This window comes from Massilia suwonensis (assembly GCF_042655665.1).
In the GTDB taxonomy this organism is placed as follows: domain Bacteria; phylum Pseudomonadota; class Gammaproteobacteria; order Burkholderiales; family Burkholderiaceae_D; genus Telluria; species Telluria suwonensis.
This window is the reverse complement of the sequence record NZ_JBHSMR010000013.1, coordinates 421,337-439,068: the sequence shown is the minus strand read 5'-3', so window position 1 is coordinate 439,068 and position 17,732 is coordinate 421,337. Positions and strand designations below refer to the sequence as shown.

The 17,732-nt window shown below is 68.3% G+C and carries 13 protein-coding genes; 8 read left to right on the top strand and 5 right to left on the bottom strand.

Features of this window, described 5'->3' with window-relative positions; genetic code table 11:
• Window positions 1–92: 92 nt before the first annotated feature.
• Window positions 93–1,517, bottom strand: coding sequence for an App1 family protein (locus ACFPQ5_RS09880; protein WP_379754296.1), 1,425 nt, complete (start codon window positions 1,515–1,517; stop codon window positions 93–95).
• A gap of 181 nt (window positions 1,518–1,698) precedes the next feature.
• Between ACFPQ5_RS09880 and ACFPQ5_RS09875 the strand changes: the two genes are divergently transcribed.
• The 3 genes from ACFPQ5_RS09875 to ACFPQ5_RS09865 all read left to right on the top strand — a co-directional run bounded on the left by ACFPQ5_RS09875 (window position 1,699) and on the right by ACFPQ5_RS09865 (window position 3,601).
• Window positions 1,699–2,784 carry an endonuclease/exonuclease/phosphatase family protein gene (locus ACFPQ5_RS09875; RefSeq protein ID WP_379754294.1) on the top strand — a complete coding sequence of 362 codons (1,086 nt, stop codon included), beginning with the start codon at window positions 1,699–1,701 and terminating at the stop codon, window positions 2,782–2,784.
• A gap of 140 nt (window positions 2,785–2,924) precedes the next feature.
• Window positions 2,925–3,218, top strand: a complete 294-nt coding sequence (locus tag ACFPQ5_RS09870) for a hypothetical protein (RefSeq protein ID WP_379754292.1) — start codon at window positions 2,925–2,927, stop codon at window positions 3,216–3,218.
• Between the two features lie 29 nt (window positions 3,219–3,247).
• Complete coding sequence (locus tag ACFPQ5_RS09865) at window positions 3,248–3,601, top strand: hypothetical protein (RefSeq protein ID WP_379754289.1); 354 nt, start codon at window positions 3,248–3,250, stop codon at window positions 3,599–3,601.
• Between the two features lie 7 nt (window positions 3,602–3,608).
• Here the strand turns inward: ACFPQ5_RS09865 and ACFPQ5_RS09860 are convergent, their stop codons facing one another.
• The 3 genes from ACFPQ5_RS09860 to ACFPQ5_RS09850 all read right to left on the bottom strand — a co-directional run bounded on the left by ACFPQ5_RS09860 (window position 3,609) and on the right by ACFPQ5_RS09850 (window position 6,140).
• On the bottom strand, window positions 3,609–3,794 hold the full coding sequence (locus tag ACFPQ5_RS09860) for a hypothetical protein (RefSeq protein ID WP_379754286.1): 186 nt from the start codon (window positions 3,792–3,794) through the stop codon (window positions 3,609–3,611).
• 26 nt (window positions 3,795–3,820) lie between these two features.
• Entirely contained in the window at window positions 3,821–4,633 is an 813-nt protein-coding gene (locus tag ACFPQ5_RS09855; RefSeq protein ID WP_379754284.1) for a DUF481 domain-containing protein, read from the bottom strand.
• Window positions 4,634–4,847: 214 nt separating this feature from the next.
• Complete coding sequence (locus tag ACFPQ5_RS09850) at window positions 4,848–6,140, bottom strand: NCS2 family permease (protein WP_379754281.1); 1,293 nt, start codon at window positions 6,138–6,140, stop codon at window positions 4,848–4,850.
• Window positions 6,141–6,359: 219 nt separating this feature from the next.
• Between ACFPQ5_RS09850 and ACFPQ5_RS09845 the strand changes: the two genes are divergently transcribed.
• From ACFPQ5_RS09845 to ACFPQ5_RS09835, 3 genes are all read left to right on the top strand, one after another.
• The gene (locus tag ACFPQ5_RS09845) at window positions 6,360–8,666 is read left to right on the top strand and encodes a hybrid sensor histidine kinase/response regulator (protein ID WP_379754278.1); all 2,307 of its coding nucleotides are present in this window, start codon (window positions 6,360–6,362) and stop codon (window positions 8,664–8,666) included.
• 68 nt (window positions 8,667–8,734) lie between these two features.
• Entirely contained in the window at window positions 8,735–9,940 is a 1,206-nt protein-coding gene (locus ACFPQ5_RS09840; RefSeq protein ID WP_379754275.1) for a hypothetical protein, read from the top strand.
• A gap of 521 nt (window positions 9,941–10,461) precedes the next feature.
• Complete coding sequence (locus ACFPQ5_RS09835) at window positions 10,462–11,649, top strand: glycosyltransferase family 1 protein (protein WP_379754272.1); 1,188 nt, start codon at window positions 10,462–10,464, stop codon at window positions 11,647–11,649.
• Between the two features lie 258 nt (window positions 11,650–11,907).
• Here ACFPQ5_RS09835 and ACFPQ5_RS09830 read toward each other — a convergent pair whose 3' ends face one another.
• Window positions 11,908–12,990: a mechanosensitive ion channel family protein gene (locus ACFPQ5_RS09830; RefSeq protein ID WP_379754269.1), complete on the bottom strand. Its 1,083-nt coding sequence runs from the start codon at window positions 12,988–12,990 to the stop codon at window positions 11,908–11,910.
• A 231-nt stretch (window positions 12,991–13,221) separates the two neighbouring features.
• On the opposite strand from ACFPQ5_RS09830, the gene ACFPQ5_RS09825 reads away from it, so the two are divergent.
• Window positions 13,222–17,196, top strand: coding sequence for a PAS domain S-box protein (locus tag ACFPQ5_RS09825; RefSeq protein WP_379754266.1), 3,975 nt, complete (start codon window positions 13,222–13,224; stop codon window positions 17,194–17,196).
• A complete protein-coding gene (locus tag ACFPQ5_RS09820) occupies window positions 17,193–17,618 on the top strand; it encodes an NUDIX hydrolase (protein ID WP_379754264.1) in 426 nt (141 codons plus the stop codon). Before ACFPQ5_RS09825 ends, ACFPQ5_RS09820 begins: the two co-directional genes overlap by 4 nt.
• Window positions 17,619–17,732 lie beyond the last annotated feature (114 nt).

Genomic DNA, 17,732 nt, shown 5'->3' with positions numbered 1-17,732 from the left:
GGCACTCCGTGCCCACGCGGATTTCGCATTCCGATAGCGGCGCAGGCGACTTTACGAAGGTGGGCACGGGGCGCCCACCATGCCGGAGAACCTCACGCAGTCGACAACACCTTGTCGTCATCCTTCTTGTCCGACCGCACCGCCGCCAGCCGATCCACCGCGATCAAGCCCTCCGCCGCCGCGTGCGAGGCCGCAAACACGCTGTCCGGCGCCAGGATCAGCTGCGCGCCCGTGCTGCTGACTCCCTCGATCAGCTTGTCCAGCGCCTCGATCCGCACCGGGTCCGGGTTCACGTTGCGGATGTAGATCATGCGCACCTGCTGCGGGTGGCGGCGGACGATCTCGGCGTAGATTTCCGGGTCCCGCTCGCCGCTGTCGCCGATCAGCACGAACTGCATCTCCGGATAAAAGCTCAGGATCAGCTCGATCTTCTCCAGCTTGTGGTTCGCATGCTTGGTCAGCTTGAACACGTCGCGCATGCCCAGTTCGCGCAGCAGCAGCGGGCCGACCGGGATGCCCTGCAGGCGCAGGAAGTCGACCAGGAAGCCGAACAGGTGCCAGGGACTGCTCGAAACGTAGAACAGCGGATTGTCCTCGTTGCCGCCGGCGCCGTCGCGCAGCGCGCGGTAGAAGGCGGCCACGCCCTTGAAGGGCTTGCGCGTGTGGGCGTTGGTGCGGGCCATCATCAGGGCCATGTTCAGCTTGTTCGTGACGTTGGTCCAGAGGACCGTGTCGTCGATGTCGCTGATGATGCCGAAACGGGCCGTGGCGCTCGGGACGAAGGCTTCTGCGGACGCGCGGATCGGCTGGCCGTCGGCGCCTTTCCACTCCGGGAGTTCGAGCGCGATGCGGTGCGAACCGCCGTCCAGCGGCGCTGTGGGCAGGATCTCGAACTCGAAATAGCCGCCGCTGTCGGTCACGGTCTCGACGCGCCGGCCGTCGAATTGCGCGACCACGCGCGCGCCGGCCACCTCGTCCGATTCGAGCCGGCGATACAGGGCGACCAGGTTGCTCCAGCCGCTGTCCTGGCCGGTCTGCTCGCGGAAACTGGCCTCGTCCAGCACGCGGCCCTTGATCCAGAGCTTGTTGGCATTGCCGAAGCCGAGGTAGGGCAGGACCAGCAGCGGGCGGTCGCTGCCGGCCTGGCGCAGGCGGTGGAGGGTACGCGCGGCGCGGGTGGCGAACTGGCCGGCGGCGCTGGCGAAGCGCTCGTGGAAGCTGGGCTGCTCCTGAACCGGCTCTGCGGCAAGAGGCGGGGCCGTCGCGACGTCGGCTGGGTGCTCGATCCAGAGCTGCCGTGCGCTCAGGCCGAGGCCCTGCAGGGTACGCTCGAACTCGCCCGACAATGCAGGCGGCAGGGCCGCCGGCAGCACCTGGACCGCGGCACCCGTCTCAAGCACGCGGGCGATCTCGCCGGGTGTCGCGACATCCGGGTTCAGGAACAGCGTGGCGCCGCTGCCGGCGCGCTGAATAACATCTTCAAAACCTTCGCGGGTCAGGATCAGGAAAGCGGGCATCGTATCTCGGGTCGTGACTGGTTCAGGCGCCAGTATCGCGTACTGGCCAGAATGGCAACGCACGGCTGGCAGGCTGCACACTGTGCACGCTAGCGCACAGTCCGATTTCCAGGAACAGGGCATACTGCGGCTATTGTCTACTTGTCACTAATTATCGAACTGTTCCAGGAACTTCCTCGCCATGTCTCTCGTCATCATCGCCTGTCTGGTCGTGCTGATCGTAATCGCCACCCTGCTGCCGCTGTCGCGCCATACCGAATGGTGGGTACGCGACCTGGACTTTCCACGCCTGCAGATCGCGACGGTGGCGCTCGGCGTGCTGGTCGCGGAGGCGGTCTTCCTCGACATGGGCGAGCGCGGGTCGCCCTTCCTGATGATCGTCACCGCCGCCTGCCTGGCTTACCAGGCCTGGTGGATCGTTCCCTACACCCGGCCCTGGAAGAACGAGGTCAAGCAGGCTGCCGGCGGCGCCCCGGGCGACCGCATCCGCATCCTGACCGCCAACGTGCTGACCCCGAACCGCAATACCGAGGGCCTGATCGCGCTGATCCGCGAACACCAGCCGCACGTCTTCGTCACGCTGGAAACGGATCGCTGGTGGCAGGAGCGCCTCGACGTGCTCGAAGCCGAGTATCCGCACGCGCTGAAGTGCCCGCTCGACAACCTCTACGGCATGCACGTGTATTCGAAACTGCCGCTGGAGGACGCGGCGATCCAGTTCCTGGTCGAGGACGACATCCCCTCGATGCACGCGCTGGTCGTGCTGCCTTCGGGCCGCAAGGTGCGCATGCACTTCCTGCATCCGGCGCCGCCCAGCCCGACCGAACACGACGAATCGACCGAGCGCGACGCCGAACTGCTGGTGGTGGCGAAAAGCGTGGCCGGCCTCGACACCCCGGTGATCGTGGCGGGCGACCTGAACGACGTCGCGTGGTCGACCACGACCCGGCTGTTCCGCAAGATCAGCGGCCTGCTCGATCCGCGCATCGGACGCGGCATGTTCAACACTTTCCACGCCGACCACTGGTTCCTGCGCTGGCCGCTGGACCACCTGTTCCACAGCCGCCACTTCACCCTCGGCTTCATCCGCCGCCTGCCGTCCTTCGGCTCGGATCACTTCGCCATGCTGGTGGAACTGGTCTACGACCGGGCGCGCGGCGCCGACCAGGAAGGCCTGGTGGCGGACGAGGAAGACCACGAACTGGCCGAGGAAAAGATCGCGGCCGAACCCGTGACGGTGGACGACGTGCACGAACCGCAGGCCTGAGGGGGTTCGTCTTCGACGGCCAAGCGGAGGTAGTTCCGCGATTACGCGGCATTTGCGCGACTCGTTACCGCCGCGAGCGCTCTGCGACTCCCGCAGCGGCGTAGGATCGCCGTATTGCTTGCGTCGATCCGGAGAGCATCATGAGCCTCAGTTCGCTTGCCAATTCGGCGACGGCGCGCCGTCTCGACTTCGCGCCGGCCGGCAAAATTCCTGAAACGCCGGGCGAAATCGCGCTTGCCGCCGCCATGCCGCCGGTGCCGCTCGCGCCCGTGCCGGTGCCGGAGCTCAAGCCCGAGCTTAAACCCGATCTTGTGCGCGAACCCGTTGCGCGCGGTCCGGTGCGGGCACCCGCACCCGCGCCTGGACCCGAACCCGAACCCAGGCTGGGCCACGCCGCCCCGTCGTCACGCCGCAGCAGGTCGACACCACCCTGAACGTCCTGTTCGGCTATATCCCGACCGAGGTGATCACGCTCTACGTGGCTTTTCTCGCGGCCTTCTCCGAGGTCAGGGACGTGGTCGACCCGATGTCCCTGTTTATCGGTTTCCTGATCGCCACGCCGGTCATTTTCTGGCTGGTCTATGCGGCCAAGCTGAAGTCGCGCGGCAAGAAGCTGCCGCTTAATCCAGCGACGTGGCCGGTGTGGGAGATGATCGCGGCGACGATCGCGTTCGCGGTCTGGGCCTTCGCCTTGCCCGGATCGCCGGTGCACCCGGCCTGGTACACCTCCGCCATTTCGAGCCTGGCCGTGCTGGTGGTGTCGACCCTGCTGGGCCTGCTGGCGCCTTTCTTCCAGCGCCCGATCGAACCGAACTAGGACGGATTCAGGCTTCGCGCCTGAATTCGGGCGCGGGCAGGGGATGGCGCCGCTCGTCCGGACGCATCAGCACGCGGCGCGCCACGTCGAAGGGCACGCCCATGCCGGCCAGCACGCGGGCCGGCGAGGCGTCGGTATCGCGGATTGCCGCGTCGATCAGGAGCGCGGTCTTGTAGTCGGTGCGTCGGTCCATGCGTGCATTGTCGCATGGGAGCGCGGTCAGAACGAGTACACCAGCGTCAGCGAGGTCTGGGTATCCAGGTTCTTCTTGTCCTCCGGCACGTTGGAGTCGTTGCGGGCCGAGAAGGCCGCCTTCATCTGCATCGTGTCGTTGATCTTGGTGGACAGGGCCGATTCGGCGATCGAGTGCACGTTCGAGGTGCCGCGCTCGACGCTCACCGTCTGCACGAAGGCCGCAGAGGGGCTGACCTGCCAGCGGAAACGGGCCGCGCCGCGCACCGTCATGCCGCTCTCGCGTTCGCCGGATTCACGTTCGCCGGTGAAATAGCCGGGACCGATTTCGACGTCGAGCGCCTTGTTCTCGGTGTTGAAGAGCTGCGAGCCGTGGCCGACCGCGAACGAGGTATAGCGGGTGTAGGCGCCGAAACGGTCGTTGACGTGCGAACCGAGGACAAAAGCGCGCGAGCCTTCCTTCATCAGCTTGTAGGCGGCTTTTGCCGAGGCGGCCCAGCGCTGGGCCGAGCGCGTGCGGTAGCGTTCGCCGTCGTCGTCGGTGATCTCGTCTTCCTTGAAGAAGCCGGCGAGGATGTACTCGTTGCTCCAGTCGGCCGTCTCGTGGCGGGCGTCGAGCTTGCCGCTGATCGAGGTGCCGGTGGTGTTGCCGGAGGTGTTGATCGCACCCAGTTCGGCCGAGGTGAACCAGCTGCCTTCGGGAATCGTGTCCGGACGGGCGATGGTCAGGGCGTCGTGGATGTTGCCGATCTGAGGCAGGTCGTCGGCGGCGCCATCGGCGTGGGCGGGGAAGTGGGCCAGGCCGAGCAGGGCCAGCGCGTACAGCGGGAATGATTTCATAAGCTTGTCTGCGGCCGCGGCGCCGGCTTGCTCAGCCGGACCGCTGCCTGCCGGTCGTCATCTAGGGAATGCGAAAGAGCGCCGGTGCGCGCTGGGCGGCAAAGGGGCTCGCCCGAGATTGTATCCCAGAAGCAGCAAAAATGCGCCCCGAAGACAACCGAATCGCGCATTTTGCTGTGCATGCGCGACTCAGCCGTAATGGTGGACGGGCGCTTCAGGTGCCAATGTAGACGATCTTGAAGATGAACAGGGCCGCGATGATCCAGACGATCGGTTTCACCTGGCGCGCGCGTCCGGTCAGCAGCTTCAGGGCCGCGTAGGTGATGAAACCGAAGGCGATGCCTTCCGCGATCGAATAGGTGAAGGGAATCACCAGCGCCGTGATCGCCGCCGGAATGCTCTCCGTCGTGTCGCCCCATTCGATGTCGCCGAGGTCGCGCAGCATCAGGCAGGCCACGAACAGCAGGGCGGGGGCGGTGGCGTAGGCCGGGACCACGCCGGCCAGCGGCGCGATGAACAGGCAGGCCAGGAACAGCACCGCCACGGCCAGCGCCGTCAGGCCCGTGCGCCCGCCGGCCTGCACGCCGGCCGCGCTTTCGATGTAGGCCGTGGTGCTCGAGGTGCCCAGCACGGAACCGGCGACGATGGCGCCGCTGTCGGCCAGCAAGGCCTTGTTCAGGCGCGCCATCTTCCCTTCGACCAGCAGGCCGGCGCGGCTGGCCACGCCCATCAGGGTGCCGGTGGCGTCGAACAGCTCGACCAGGAAGAAGACCAGCACGACGTTCAGGATGCCGACCGACAGGGCGCCCGGGATGTCGAGCTTGAACAGGGTCGGATCGATCGAAGGCGGGGCCGAGAAGATGCCGCGGAAAGAGTTCCCGCCGAAGAAGAACGAGAGGACGGTGACCACGATGATGCCGATCAGGATGGCGCCGCGCACCTTCAGGCGGTCGAGCGTGACGATCAGCAGGAAGCCGAGGATGGCCATGACCGCTTCCGGCTTGTGCAGGTCGCCCGCCTTGACCAGGGTCGGCTCGCTGCCGACCACGATGCCCGCGTTCTTCAGCGCGATCAGGGCCAGGAACATGCCCAGGCCGACGGTGATCGCCACCCGCAGCGAGTGCGGAATGCCGTTCACGATCATGCCGCGCAGGCCGAAGACCGAGACCAGGATGAACAGGCAGCCCGAGATGAACACGGCGCCCAGCGCGGCCGGCCAGGCAACGCCCATGCCGAGCACGACGGCGTAGGCGAAATAGGCGTTCAGGCCCATGCCGGGCGCCATGCCGATCGGGTAGTTGGCATACAGGCCCATCACGGCGCTGCCGAGGGCGGCCACCAGGCAGGTGGCGACGAACACGGCTTCCTTCGGCATCCCGGCGTCGCCCAGGATCGAGGGATTGACGAAGATGATGTAGGCCATCGTCAGGAAAGTGGTCAGGCCGGCGAGCAGCTCGGTGCGCACGTCCGTGCCGCTTTCCTTGAGTTTGAAATAGTTATCGAGCATCGTGGATGGGATCCGGATGGTGAACGGGTGCGGTTGGGATGACCGAAGCATAACACTGCCGCGTTCGCGGCACCGTCCCGGGCATGACAAAAACGCCATCCGGCGGCGTCCGGGGGCGGGCCGGGCCGGTTTTCTACTCTTTTCTTGCTTTATGTTACAGGATTGGTATCATCGATTTGCTGGCTGTCATGTCGATGGCCGTCTACCTGTGAGCTCGCGATGCAGATCCGTGCCTACCTGTATCTGATGGCTGCGGCAATCCTGGTCCCGGTGATCTTCTTCGCCGGATTCGCACTGCGTTTGATCGAGGGCACGGAAACCGAGCTGGCCCGGGCCCAGCTGGCCGGAGCGGCCCAGCGCGCCGCGCTGCTGGTCGACGCCGATCTGGCCGCCTCCCAGGCCGCGCTGCGCGGGCTGGCCGGCTCGCCGTCCCTGGCGCGCGGCGAACTCGACGCCTTTCACCGGGAGGCGCAGGCCGCCGTCGGCGGCCGCGATGCCTGGGCCATCCTGCTCGACGAGAACGGCCGCCTGCTGTTCGATACGCTGGCGCAGCAAGGAGCAACTGCGGGAGCACCTGCGGCCGACCAGCCGCTCCCGGCCTACCTGCCTGCGCTGCTCGGTGCCCGGCAGGCTTTCGTGACCGACCTGATTCCCTCCCATGTCAGCGAACGCCTGATGACCGGCGTCGGCCTGCCGGTGCAGGCTGGCGGACGCCATTACCTGCTGGGCGTGGGCTACGGCGCCGATCACTTCCGCCAGCTGCTGGCCAGCGCCGGCCTGCGGGCGGACTTGCAGCTCGATATCTACGACCGCAAGGGCAAGCTGGTGGCGTCCCGGCTCGGCTCCGCCGCGCTGGTGGGACAGGACGCGCCGCCCGAACTGGCCGCGGCGCAGGCCGACGGTTTCCTGGCGCTGCCGCTGCGCAGCGGCGCGCCCGGTGCGCTGGCCTTCAGCCGCGCTCCCCTCTCGGGCTGGAAAGTGGCGGCCGGTGCGCCCGCGGCGACGCTGGTTCCGGCGCCCGACGGCACCCGCCGCACGGCGGCGCTGGCCCTGGTCGCGGCCCTGTTCGGCGCCTGCGCGCTGGCGGCCTGGTTCGGGCGCGGCCTCGCCCGTCCGATCCGCATGGCCGCCAAGGCCGCCGGTGCGCTCGGGCGCGGCGAACTGCCGCCGCAGAACCGCTCGCGCATCGTGGAGATCGACCGCCTGCTGGGCGCGCTGCGCCAGGCCGGCAGCGAGCTGTCGCAGGCCCAGGCAACGCGCGATACGGCCGGCCACGAACGCCAGCACCAGCTCGAGCACGCACAGCAGGCGCGCCAGACGGCGGAAGAGGAAAACCGCGCCAAGGACCAGTTCCTGGCCATGCTCGGCCACGAGCTGCGCAACCCGCTGGCGCCGATCGGCACCGCGGCCCAGCTGCTCAAGCTGCCCGATCTGGACGGCCACCGCGCGCGCTATGCCGGCGACGTCATCGGGCGCCAGGTCGAGCACATGAACCGGCTGCTGTCGGACATGCTCGACGTTTCGCGCGTCACGCGCGGGCTGGTCAGCCTGAACCTGGAAGAAGTGGACCTGCGCAACGTGGTCGAACGCGCCGTCGAACAGACCCGGCCGCTGATGGAGGAGCGCCAGCACCGGCTCGAACTGCGCCTGCCGCAGGGCGCGGTGACGGTGCGCGGCGACCAGACCCGCCTGACCCAGGTGGTGGCCAACCTGCTGACCAATTCGGCGAAGTACACCCAGCCGCACGGCGCGATCCAGCTCTCGCTGAGCAGCGCCGGCATCGAAGCCAACCTGAGCGTAGCCGACGACGGCGAGGGCATCACCGCCGAGCTCCTGCCGCGCGTGTTCGACCTGTTTTCCCAGGGCGAGCGCAAACCAGACCGCGCCCAGGGCGGGCTCGGCCTGGGACTGGCCCTGGTGCGCAGCCTGGTCCAGCTGCACGGCGGCAGCGTCGAGGCCAGCAGTCCGGGGCGGGGCGGCGGCAGCATCTTCACCGTGCGCCTGCCGCTCAAGCACGAGCTGGCCGCGCTGGCCACGCCGCTGTCGAATCCGCGCCGGGTGCGCGAAAGCGGGCGCGATAACACGCGCGACAACGCGCGCGAGCCCGCATATGGAAGCACGCACGGCGCCGCAGCGGCGCCCCTGCGCGTGATGCTGGTCGACGACAACATCGACGCCGCCGTCAGCCTCTCGCTGCTGCTCGAAGCGGCCGGCGACCACCTGGTCTCGACCTACTACGACGCCGCCAGCGCGCTCGAGTGGGCCTCCTTCGAGCGGCCCGACGTCTTCATCCTCGACATCGGCCTGCCCGACATGAACGGCTACGAGCTGGCGCGGCGCCTGCGCGCGATACCGCAGTTCGCCGGCACGCTGCTGATCGCGCTCACCGGCTACGGCCAGCTGGCCGACAAGGTGAGGGCGCGCGAAGCCGGCTTCGACCTGCACATCGCCAAGCCGGCCGAGCCCGAGGAAATCCTCGCGGCGCTGGCCACGGTGCACGTCCCGGAAGCGGAGCGGGCCGAGTAAGCGCTTCCTGGATGCGCGAAAAGCGCGCCATGCGCTACCATGGCGCTTTCATCACTGACGGTTGACCCATGCCGAAAAACAAGAAGCCCGTGCCGCGCAAGAGCGCCGCGCCTGCCGAACCCGATACCGACGCGCTGGTCCAGGCCCTGGCCGACCTTGCGCTCGAGGTCGCGGAAGGCGAAGAGACCGATCCGGAACGGGCCGCGGCGCAGGAAGAAGAGCTGCTGTCCGCGATCCGCAAGACCCTGCGCAAGAAGCGCGACGAGGTGCTATACGGCGCCATCGAGCTGGCGCGCTTCACCGATCCGGAAGCCTGCCGCCTGCTGCGCGGCCATATCGGCGAGCAGTCGGCCACGCTTCGACTGCGGCGCGAAGGGGAAGAAGAGCTCGAGATCGACGCCTTCCTGATTCCGCTGTTCGTGCGCAGCACCGGCGGCCTGGTGGCGCAGGAGAGCTTCCAGGACGACGCCGCCTACGAGGAACTGGTCGCCAGCTTCGTTGCGGCGGAACTCGACAGCCCGGCCGCGAAGGTGGCCCTGGTGCGCCATGCCTACGACCTGGCCGAGATCGACCACATCGGCTATTCGCCGCTGCAGGAGCTGCTGCGCGAAGCGGCCAATAGCCTCGGCAGCAAGAAGCCGACCGCGGCGCCGCTGCTCGAGGCCAGCATCCGGGGCTGGACCGGGGAGCGCTTCGCCCCGGACGAGACGGCGATGGAATTGCGCTTCCTGTTCGGCTTCTCGCTCAAGCGCGCCAACGATCCGTTCTACGCGGTGCCGAAGGACGAGATCGCCGCCGACGTGTATTTCGCCGACCGCATGCGCCGCTACCGCGCCTGGACCGAGCGCGTCGCGCCCCTGGTGCGGCGCTGCCTGGCGGCGGAACCGGACAGCATCGGCGTCGATTTCCTGTACCAGGATCTGTTCCACGGCGCCAAGGAGCAGGGCGTGGCCGAGCTGGCGATGCTGGGTACCCTGGCCGAGATCAACGGCCTGCTGGCGGCCAAGGAACTGGCGGCCGACCGCGTGCGCGCCGTGGTCGCGCCGGTCGACGCCGGCGAGCACATCGAGCTGCGCGTCAACCTGTATGCGCTCGACGGCGGACCGCCCTGGGGCGGCACCGGCAAGGCGATCGACCTGGCCGCCGACCTGGGCGCCGAGGTCGACGAACTGTGCGATGCGCTGGGCTCGATCGGCATCGACGACGTCTCGACCGCCGACGGCTTCGACGCCGAAGGCCACCCCGAGGGCGCCCAGCCTTATCCGCCCGCGTGATGCTTCAGGCTGATCCCTGACGCAGCGCAACACGGGGCCGCCCACGCCCCGTGCTCAGGCCTTTTTTCGCTCCGTCCAAGGGCACTTCCCACCTCCATCCGCTCGCCGCCGGCGAGCCGTTTGTCCTTGCTACGGCAGAGTATGCCTACACTCTCGCACGCTGCCGTTCCGCGCCGCCAAAACCCCGAAAACCGCTGTCTTGGCCCTTCAACAGGGTCGCGCACGCTAGCGCACGCCTCCCGTATGGATGAGTTTTCGTAGTGGATTTCCTTGTATGAGAGTAGGACTATGCCTACAAAAGTGCCTGTGGGACACCGGACTCTCCTATGAGGAAAAGCTCTGCGTTTCCGCGACGCCCTTTCTGATGACTAATGTTGCGATGCATAAATGAAAATAATAATAAATTTGCATGTTACGATTCACCGGTCCGGCTTCATCCACGAGCGTGAATTTCCGCTCCATGCATGAGAGCTGCCGACCCAAGATCAACTAGAGCGCCACCAAGGCGAAAGGAAATCAACATGCCGACCCTGATCGTGTTTTGCCACCTGCGCTGGGACTTCGTCTTCCAACGCCCACAACATCTGATGACGCGCCTGGCGGAACACTACCAGATCCTGTTTGTCGAGGAGCCCGTCCACAGTGAGGGTCCCGCCCATCTGCAAAAGACGACCGTCGCGCCGAACATCACGGTGTGCCGTCCGCATACCCCGATCCAGAACACCCACGGTTTCCACGACGACCAGCTGCCGACCATGCAGCGCCTGCTGGCCGACCTGGTGCCGGAAGACGAACGTCCGGTCGTCTGGTTCTACACCCCGATGGCGCTGCCGCTGCTGCAGGGCTTCAATCCTTCGCTGGTCGTCTACGACTGCATGGACGAACTGGCCGCCTTCAAGAATCCGCCGAAGCAGCTGCTGCAGCGCGAATCGGCCCTGCTGAACATCGCCGACCTGGTCTTCACCGGCGGCCCGAGCCTGTACGAAGCCAAGAAGGACCGCCACGCCAACGCCCACTGCTTCTCGAGCAGCGTCGACGCCAAGCACTTCCGCAAGGCGCTGGACGCGTCCATCTCGCATCCGGAGCAGGCCCACATCGCCGGTCCGCGCCTCGGTTTCTACGGCGTGATCGACGAGCGTTTCGACACCGAGCTGGTGCGCCAGATGGCCGCCGCCCACCCGGAATGGCAGATCGTGCTGGTCGGCCCCGTGGTCAAGATCGACCCGGCCGAACTGCCGCGCGCCGCCAACGTCCACTACATGGGCCAGCGCAACTACGACGAACTGCCTAAATTCCTGGCCGGCTGGGACGTCTGCCTGCTGCCGTTCGCGATGAACGAATCGACCAAGTTCATCAGCCCGACCAAGGTGCTGGAGTATATGGCTGCCGAAAAACTCAGCGTCAGCACGCCGATCACCGACGTCAAGGTGCCGTACGGCGACGTGGTCGCGATCGCCTCGACCCCGGAGGAATTCATCGCCGCCTGCGAGCGCATGCTGGGCGCCGGCGAGCAGGAAAAGGCGCAGCTGGTCGAACGCATGCGCGACGTCGTCGCCAACACCTCCTGGGACAAGACCGCCGGCCGCATGCATGAGCTGATCAGCACCACGGCGCCAGGCTCGGCCCGTTCCGCTGCTGCCGCTGTGCTGGAAGGCGGCACCACAGCCCGCGTCAGCCCGCTGCCGGTGGCACAGAAGTCCGCTGCCTGATTTTCGGCTTGCCGCAAGAACCCGCCCGGCCTGACGGCCCGGCGGGTTTTTTTTATTTGCCTGGAATGCTGCACGCGCTAACGCTGTTCATGCATTGTGGGCACGGAGCGCCCACCCTACGTCCCTTGATCATGCATCGGTGGGCACGGGGTGCCCACCCTACGTCCCCGGATCATGCATTGGTGGGCACGGGGCGCCCGCCCGACAGGAACGCAGCCCTTGCAATTCGTAGGGTGGGCGCCCCGTGCCCACCGCTTTTCAATGCCGGAACGCCGATCCCGCCGCACCCACCGCCTGCGGCGCCGGCAGCTCCTGCCCCTCGGCCATGCGCACGATCGACAGCGGATGCGCGAAGCGAATGCCTTCGCGCTCGAAGCGCCGGTAGATCTCGAGCAGGATCGCCTGCTGCGTATCCATGTGCGCGATGTAGTCCGGGCTCTGGAAGTGGTAGACGACTTCGAAGTTCAGCGACCATTCGCCGTAGTTGAAGAAGTGCGCGCGCTCGAAGGCGGCCATCGATTCGGCGTCGACCACTTCGCGGATCAGGACCGGGATGCGCGCCAGCTGGCGGTCGCTGGCGCCGTAGGCCACGCGCAGCACGAAGGCCACGCGCCGCGTCTCCATGCGCTTGTGGTTGTGGATGCGGCTTTTCAGCAGGTCGCTATTGGCGAAGATGACCTGCTCGCCGCCCAGGCCGCGCAGGCGCGTGGTCTTCAGGCCGATGTGTTCCACGGAACCCAGCACGTCGCCGACAATGATGAAGTCGCCGATCTCGAAGGGCTTGTCCAGCATGATGGACAGCGACGCGAACAGGTCGCCCAGGATGTTCTGCACCGCCAGGGCCACCGCGATGCCGCCGATGCCCAGGCTCGCCACCAGGGTCGTGATGTTGAAGCCGAAGTTATCCAGCACCATCAGGAAGGCGATCACCCACAGCGCCAGGCGCATCAGGAAGCAGAGGATGGTGCGCGAGGCCTTGCGCGGGGTGTCGCTCACATACGCATAGTCGCGCCAGGCGCGCAGGAGGGTGTCGCCCCAGATCGCCAGCTGCAGGATCAGGGCCGCGATCGCCACCCGCGAGACTACCAGGCGCTGCTTGTCGGTCAGGTCGAGCGCCAGGCTGGCCAGGTACGCCGATACCGTCAGCATGATCAGGAGGTAGGTCTTGCGCAGCATCTTGGCGACCAGGTCGTCGGCCATGGTTTCGGTGCGCCGCGACAGGGTCTGCATCTTGTGCAGGGCCAGCCGGCGCAGCCAGTGCATCGCCAGCGTTGCGCCGAGCAGGACCGCAACCGCGATCGCCCAGCTCTCCAGGTCATTGTTCAGAAACGAGAAATCCATTGCAGCTCCAGGCCCGCTGCGCGGGCCGATGTGCCCCCGCAGCAAAACCCTAGTGTGAGGGGGGCTGGGCAGAAGGCGCGCACAATTGACATTCGGAAGCGCCGAGCATACATTGCTATCCTTGCAATTACTCACATAATCTCACACGTTTGTGCGCACCAGCGCTCCTGTCCACTACCTACCTCTGCCTACCTATCGATGAGCGCTGCCGTCCAACCCCGCATCCTGCTCGTGGACGATCAGCCAGCCAATCTTGCCGTGCTCGAAGCATTGCTGGCCGGCGTGGACGCCGAGCTCGTGTCCGTCGATTCGGGCGAGGCGGCCCTGCGCGCCCTGTTGGCCGATAGCTTCGCGGCCGTGCTGCTGGACGTGCAGATGCCGACCATGGACGGCTTCCAGACCGCCGAACTGATGCGCCGCCATCCGCGCGCCCAGTCGCTGCCGATCCTGTTCGTCACGGCAGGCGACCTCGACGCTTTTCCCTGGGAGCGCGCCTTTGCGCTCGGACCGGTCGACGTCCTGCAAAAGCCGGTCAATGCCCACCTGCTGCGCGCGCGGGTAGAGCAGGCACTGCGCCTGTATCGCCAGGCGGCCGAACTGGAAGCCCTGCGTGCAGCAAGCCGGCCGGCGCAAGAGTCCACGGGCAGCCATACCAGCCGCCTGCGCCTGATCATCGACAACCTGCACGACTACGCCTTCATCGGCACCGACACCGAGCGCCGCATCACCGAATGGGAAGCGGGCGCCGAGCTTGTGACCGGCTGGAGCGCGCGGGAGGCGATCGGGCAGCCGGCCGACATGCTGTTCGTGCCGGAGGACCGCGCCGCCGGCCAGCCGGAGCAGGAAGCCGCGCGCGCCCGCGCCACCGGACGCTCGGAAGACAAGCGCTGGCACCTGCGCCGCGACGGCGGCCGCTTCTTCGCCGACGGCATGATGATCGCCCTGCGTGAAAAAGGGGAACTGCGCGGCTACGCCAAGATCATGCGCGACGCCACCGCCGAACACGAGGCGGGGGTTCAACTCGCCGCCAGCGAACGCGCGCTGGGCGAAAGCACGGAGCGCTTCGCAAGCCTGCTCGAATCCTCGGGCGAAGGCATCGTCGGACTCGACGCCGATGGCCACTGCACCTTCCTGAACGCGGCCGGCGCCGCCTGCCTCGGCTACGCGCCGGAAGAACTGGCCGGGGTCGCGGTCGGCGCGCTGCTGCCGGCGCAGGATGGCGCGAGCCTGGAAGAGGGCGCGCTGCTGGATGCCGTCCGCAGCGGCGGCGTGCTGCGCCTCGACGACGCCAGCCTGGTGCGCAAGGACGGCAGCCTGCTGCCGGTAGCCTGCTCGGTGCATCCCCTGACGACAGGTAGCGGCCCGGGCGGGTCGGTGCTGACCTTTACCGACATCAGCGCGCGCCAGCAGGCGGGCCGCGAGCGCGAGCGCCTGGTGGCCCAGCTGCGCGCCGCCGGCGAGCGCATGCGCGACATCTTCTACCGGGCACCGGCCTTCATGGCCGTGATGCGTGGTCCCGCACTGGTGGTCGAGATGGCTAACGAGCGCTTCGCCGAGCTGGTCGGACGGCGCGCACTGCTCGGCAAGCCGCTGCAGGCGGCCTTGCCTGAACTCGCGGGGCAAGGCCTGTTCGAGCTGCTGAACCAGGTCTACCACAGCGGCGAGGCGCACGAGGGCAGCAACGTGCGCCTGCAGCTGCAGACCGCCAGCGGCGCGCTCGACACCTATTACGTCGACTTCATCTACATGGCCCTGCGCGAGCCGGACGGCGGCGTGTCGGGCGTCCTGATCCACGGCATCGACGTCACCGAACGCACCCGTGCCAACCTGCTCGAGGCGGGCCAGCGCGGCGCGCTGGAACTGGCGGTGTCGGACGCGCCGCTGGACGACGTGCTCGACCTGCTGGCGCGCACCGCCGAGGAATACGCGGCCGGCGCGGCGCTGGCCGCGATCCAGCTGACGGGACCGGGCGGCAGCCTGCGCCACGCCGCCGCCCCCAGCCTGCCGGACGATCTGCGCGCCGCCCTCGACCGGGTCGGCATGGCGCCGCTGGGCGGAGGCGGCGGCACCGCAGCCTGGCGCGGCGAGCCGGTCGACTGCGCGGACATCGCGGGCGACCCGCTGTGGGAGCGCTGCCGCGCGCAGGCGCTGGCGGCGGGACTGGCCGCCTGCCGCGCCTTGCCGATCCTGTCGCCGGCCGGCGGTGTGCTGGGCGCTTTTACCTGGTACTACCGAGCGGGCTCGATCCGCGCGGCGCGCGACGAATCGGCGCTGGCCCTGCTGGCCAATACCGCCTCGCTGGTGATCGGCCAGCGCGCCGAAGCCGCGGCGCGCCAGCTGGCCGAGGAGCGCTCGCACGCGATCCTGGAAAGCATGACGGACGGCTTCATCGCCGTCGATGGCGCCTGGCGCATCGGCTACGCCAACGCGGCCGCCGAACGCATCACTGGCCTGGACCGCTCGCAGCTGCTCGGCGAGGTGTTCTGGGACCTGTTCCCCGACTGGCAGGGCAGCGCGCACGAAGGCGCCTGCCGCCGCTGCGCGGCCGAGCGCGGCGCCACGCGGGTCGAGGCCGAACTGCCGGCCTGGGGCGGCTGGTACGAGATCAACTGCTTCCCGACCCCCGACGGCGGCATCGCGCTTTACCTGCGCGACGAGAGCGAACGGCGCCAGGCCGAGGCGGGCGTGCGCCGGCTCGCCGCGGTGGCCGAGCAGTCCTCGGACTTCATCGGCATCTTCGCGCCCGACGGCGCCGGCCTGTACCTGAACCGGGCAGGGCGGGCGATGGCGGGGATCGGGCCGGATGCCGACATCAGCGGCGCGCGCCTGCTCGACTTCTTCTCGAACGACTGCCGCGCCTTTGTCCGCACCGACGTGCTGCCGGCCCTGCGCGGCGATCCGCGCAAATGGGAAGGCGAGCTGGCCTTTACGACGCGCGACGGCGCAGCGGCGATCCCGGTCTACTTCAAGGGTTTCGCGGTGCACGGCGCCGACGGTTCCCACCTCGGCCTGGCGACGATCACGCGCGACATCACCGAGCAGAAGCGCGCCGAGGACGAACTGCGCCGCATCGCCGCCGACCTGTCCGAGGCCGACCATCGCAAGAGCGAGTTCCTCGCCACGCTGGCGCACGAACTGCGCAATCCGCTGGCCCCTATTCGCACGGGCCTCGACTTGCTGCGCATGGCGCCGGGGAACATTGAAACGGCGGCGCGCGTGCACGAGATGATGGACCGCCAGCTCGGCCAGCTGATCCACCTCGTCGACGACCTGCTCGACATCGCGCGCATCACCCGCGGGCGCATCGAGCTCAAAAAGGAAGCGATCGACCTGCGCACGGCGGTGACGATGGCGGTCGAGAGCAGCAGCGCCCTGATCCAGGCCGGCAAGCACAAGCTGGAGCTGAGCCTGCCCGAGGAGCCGCTGCCGCTCGACGCCGACCTGACCCGCCTGGTGCAGGTGCTGTCCAACCTGCTCAACAACGCCGCCAAGTACACGCCCGGCGGCGGGCGTATTGCGCTGTCGGCATGGCGCGAGGAGACGCAGGCGGTGGTGGCCGTGACCGACAGCGGCATCGGCATCGCGCCGGACGCGATCGGCTCGGTGTTCGAGATGTTCACCCAGGTGCGCAGCAGCCTGGACCGGGCCCAGGGCGGGCTCGGGATCGGCCTGTCGCTGGTGCGGCGCCTGGTCGAACTGCACGGCGGGCGGGTGCATGCCTTCAGCGCCGGGCGCGGCCGGGGCAGCACCTTTACCGTACGGCTGCCGCTGCGCCGGGCCGCCGGCGACTTGAGCGACACGCCCGGCGCCGCGCCGGCCCCTGCGCCGCTCAAATCCCTGCGTGTGCTGGTGGTCGACGACAACCTGGATGCGGCCGAAAGCCTGGCCGCGCTGCTGGCCGCCCTCGGGCACGAGACGCGCATGGCGCACGACGGCCCCGCAGGCCTGGCCGCCGCGCGTGCCTGGCGGCCGGACCTCGCCTTCCTGGACATCGGCCTGCCCGGCATGAACGGCCACGAACTGGCCCGCGCCATGCGCGCCGGCAGCGAGCTGCGGGACACCGTGCTGGTGGCCCTGACCGGCTGGGGCGCGGCCAGCGACATGACGCTCTCGCACGAAGCCGGCTTCGACCAGCATCTCACCAAGCCGGTCAGCCGCGAGGCGCTGGAGCAGGCGCTGGCCACCGCGATCGAAGGGCGCGGATGAGCAAATTCGCCGTCTCCTGCGGTACCCTGGTGCTGAACGGCGAAGGCCGGCTGCTGCTGTGCCACGTGACGAACACGGCGGCCTGGGACATCCCCAAGGGCCTGCGCGATCCGGGCGAGACCTCGCTGGAAGCGGCAGTGCGCGAATTGCGCGAGGAAGCCGGGGTCGTCTTCGACTCGGCGCGCTTCCGGGACCTGGGCGAATTCGACTACCGGCGCGACAAGCGCCTGCACCTGTACCGGGTCGATGCCGGCGGCGAGCTGGGCGACCTCGCGCAGCTGGCCTGCACCAGCTATTTCCCGCACCCGAAGACGGGCGCGCCGACGCCGGAGATGGATGGTTTTCGCTGGGCCTCGCGCAGCGAGATCAGCCGCCTGTGCTGGCCGCGCATGGGGGCGTTGCTGCTGACGCTGGATTGGTAGCCGCGCACGGTGGGCACGGGGCGCCCACCCTACGGTTAGCAAGCGCATGTGGCGCTGCGCGTTTCGTAGGGTGGGCGCCCCGTGCCCACCGTGCACATCCAACTTCATGCGCCG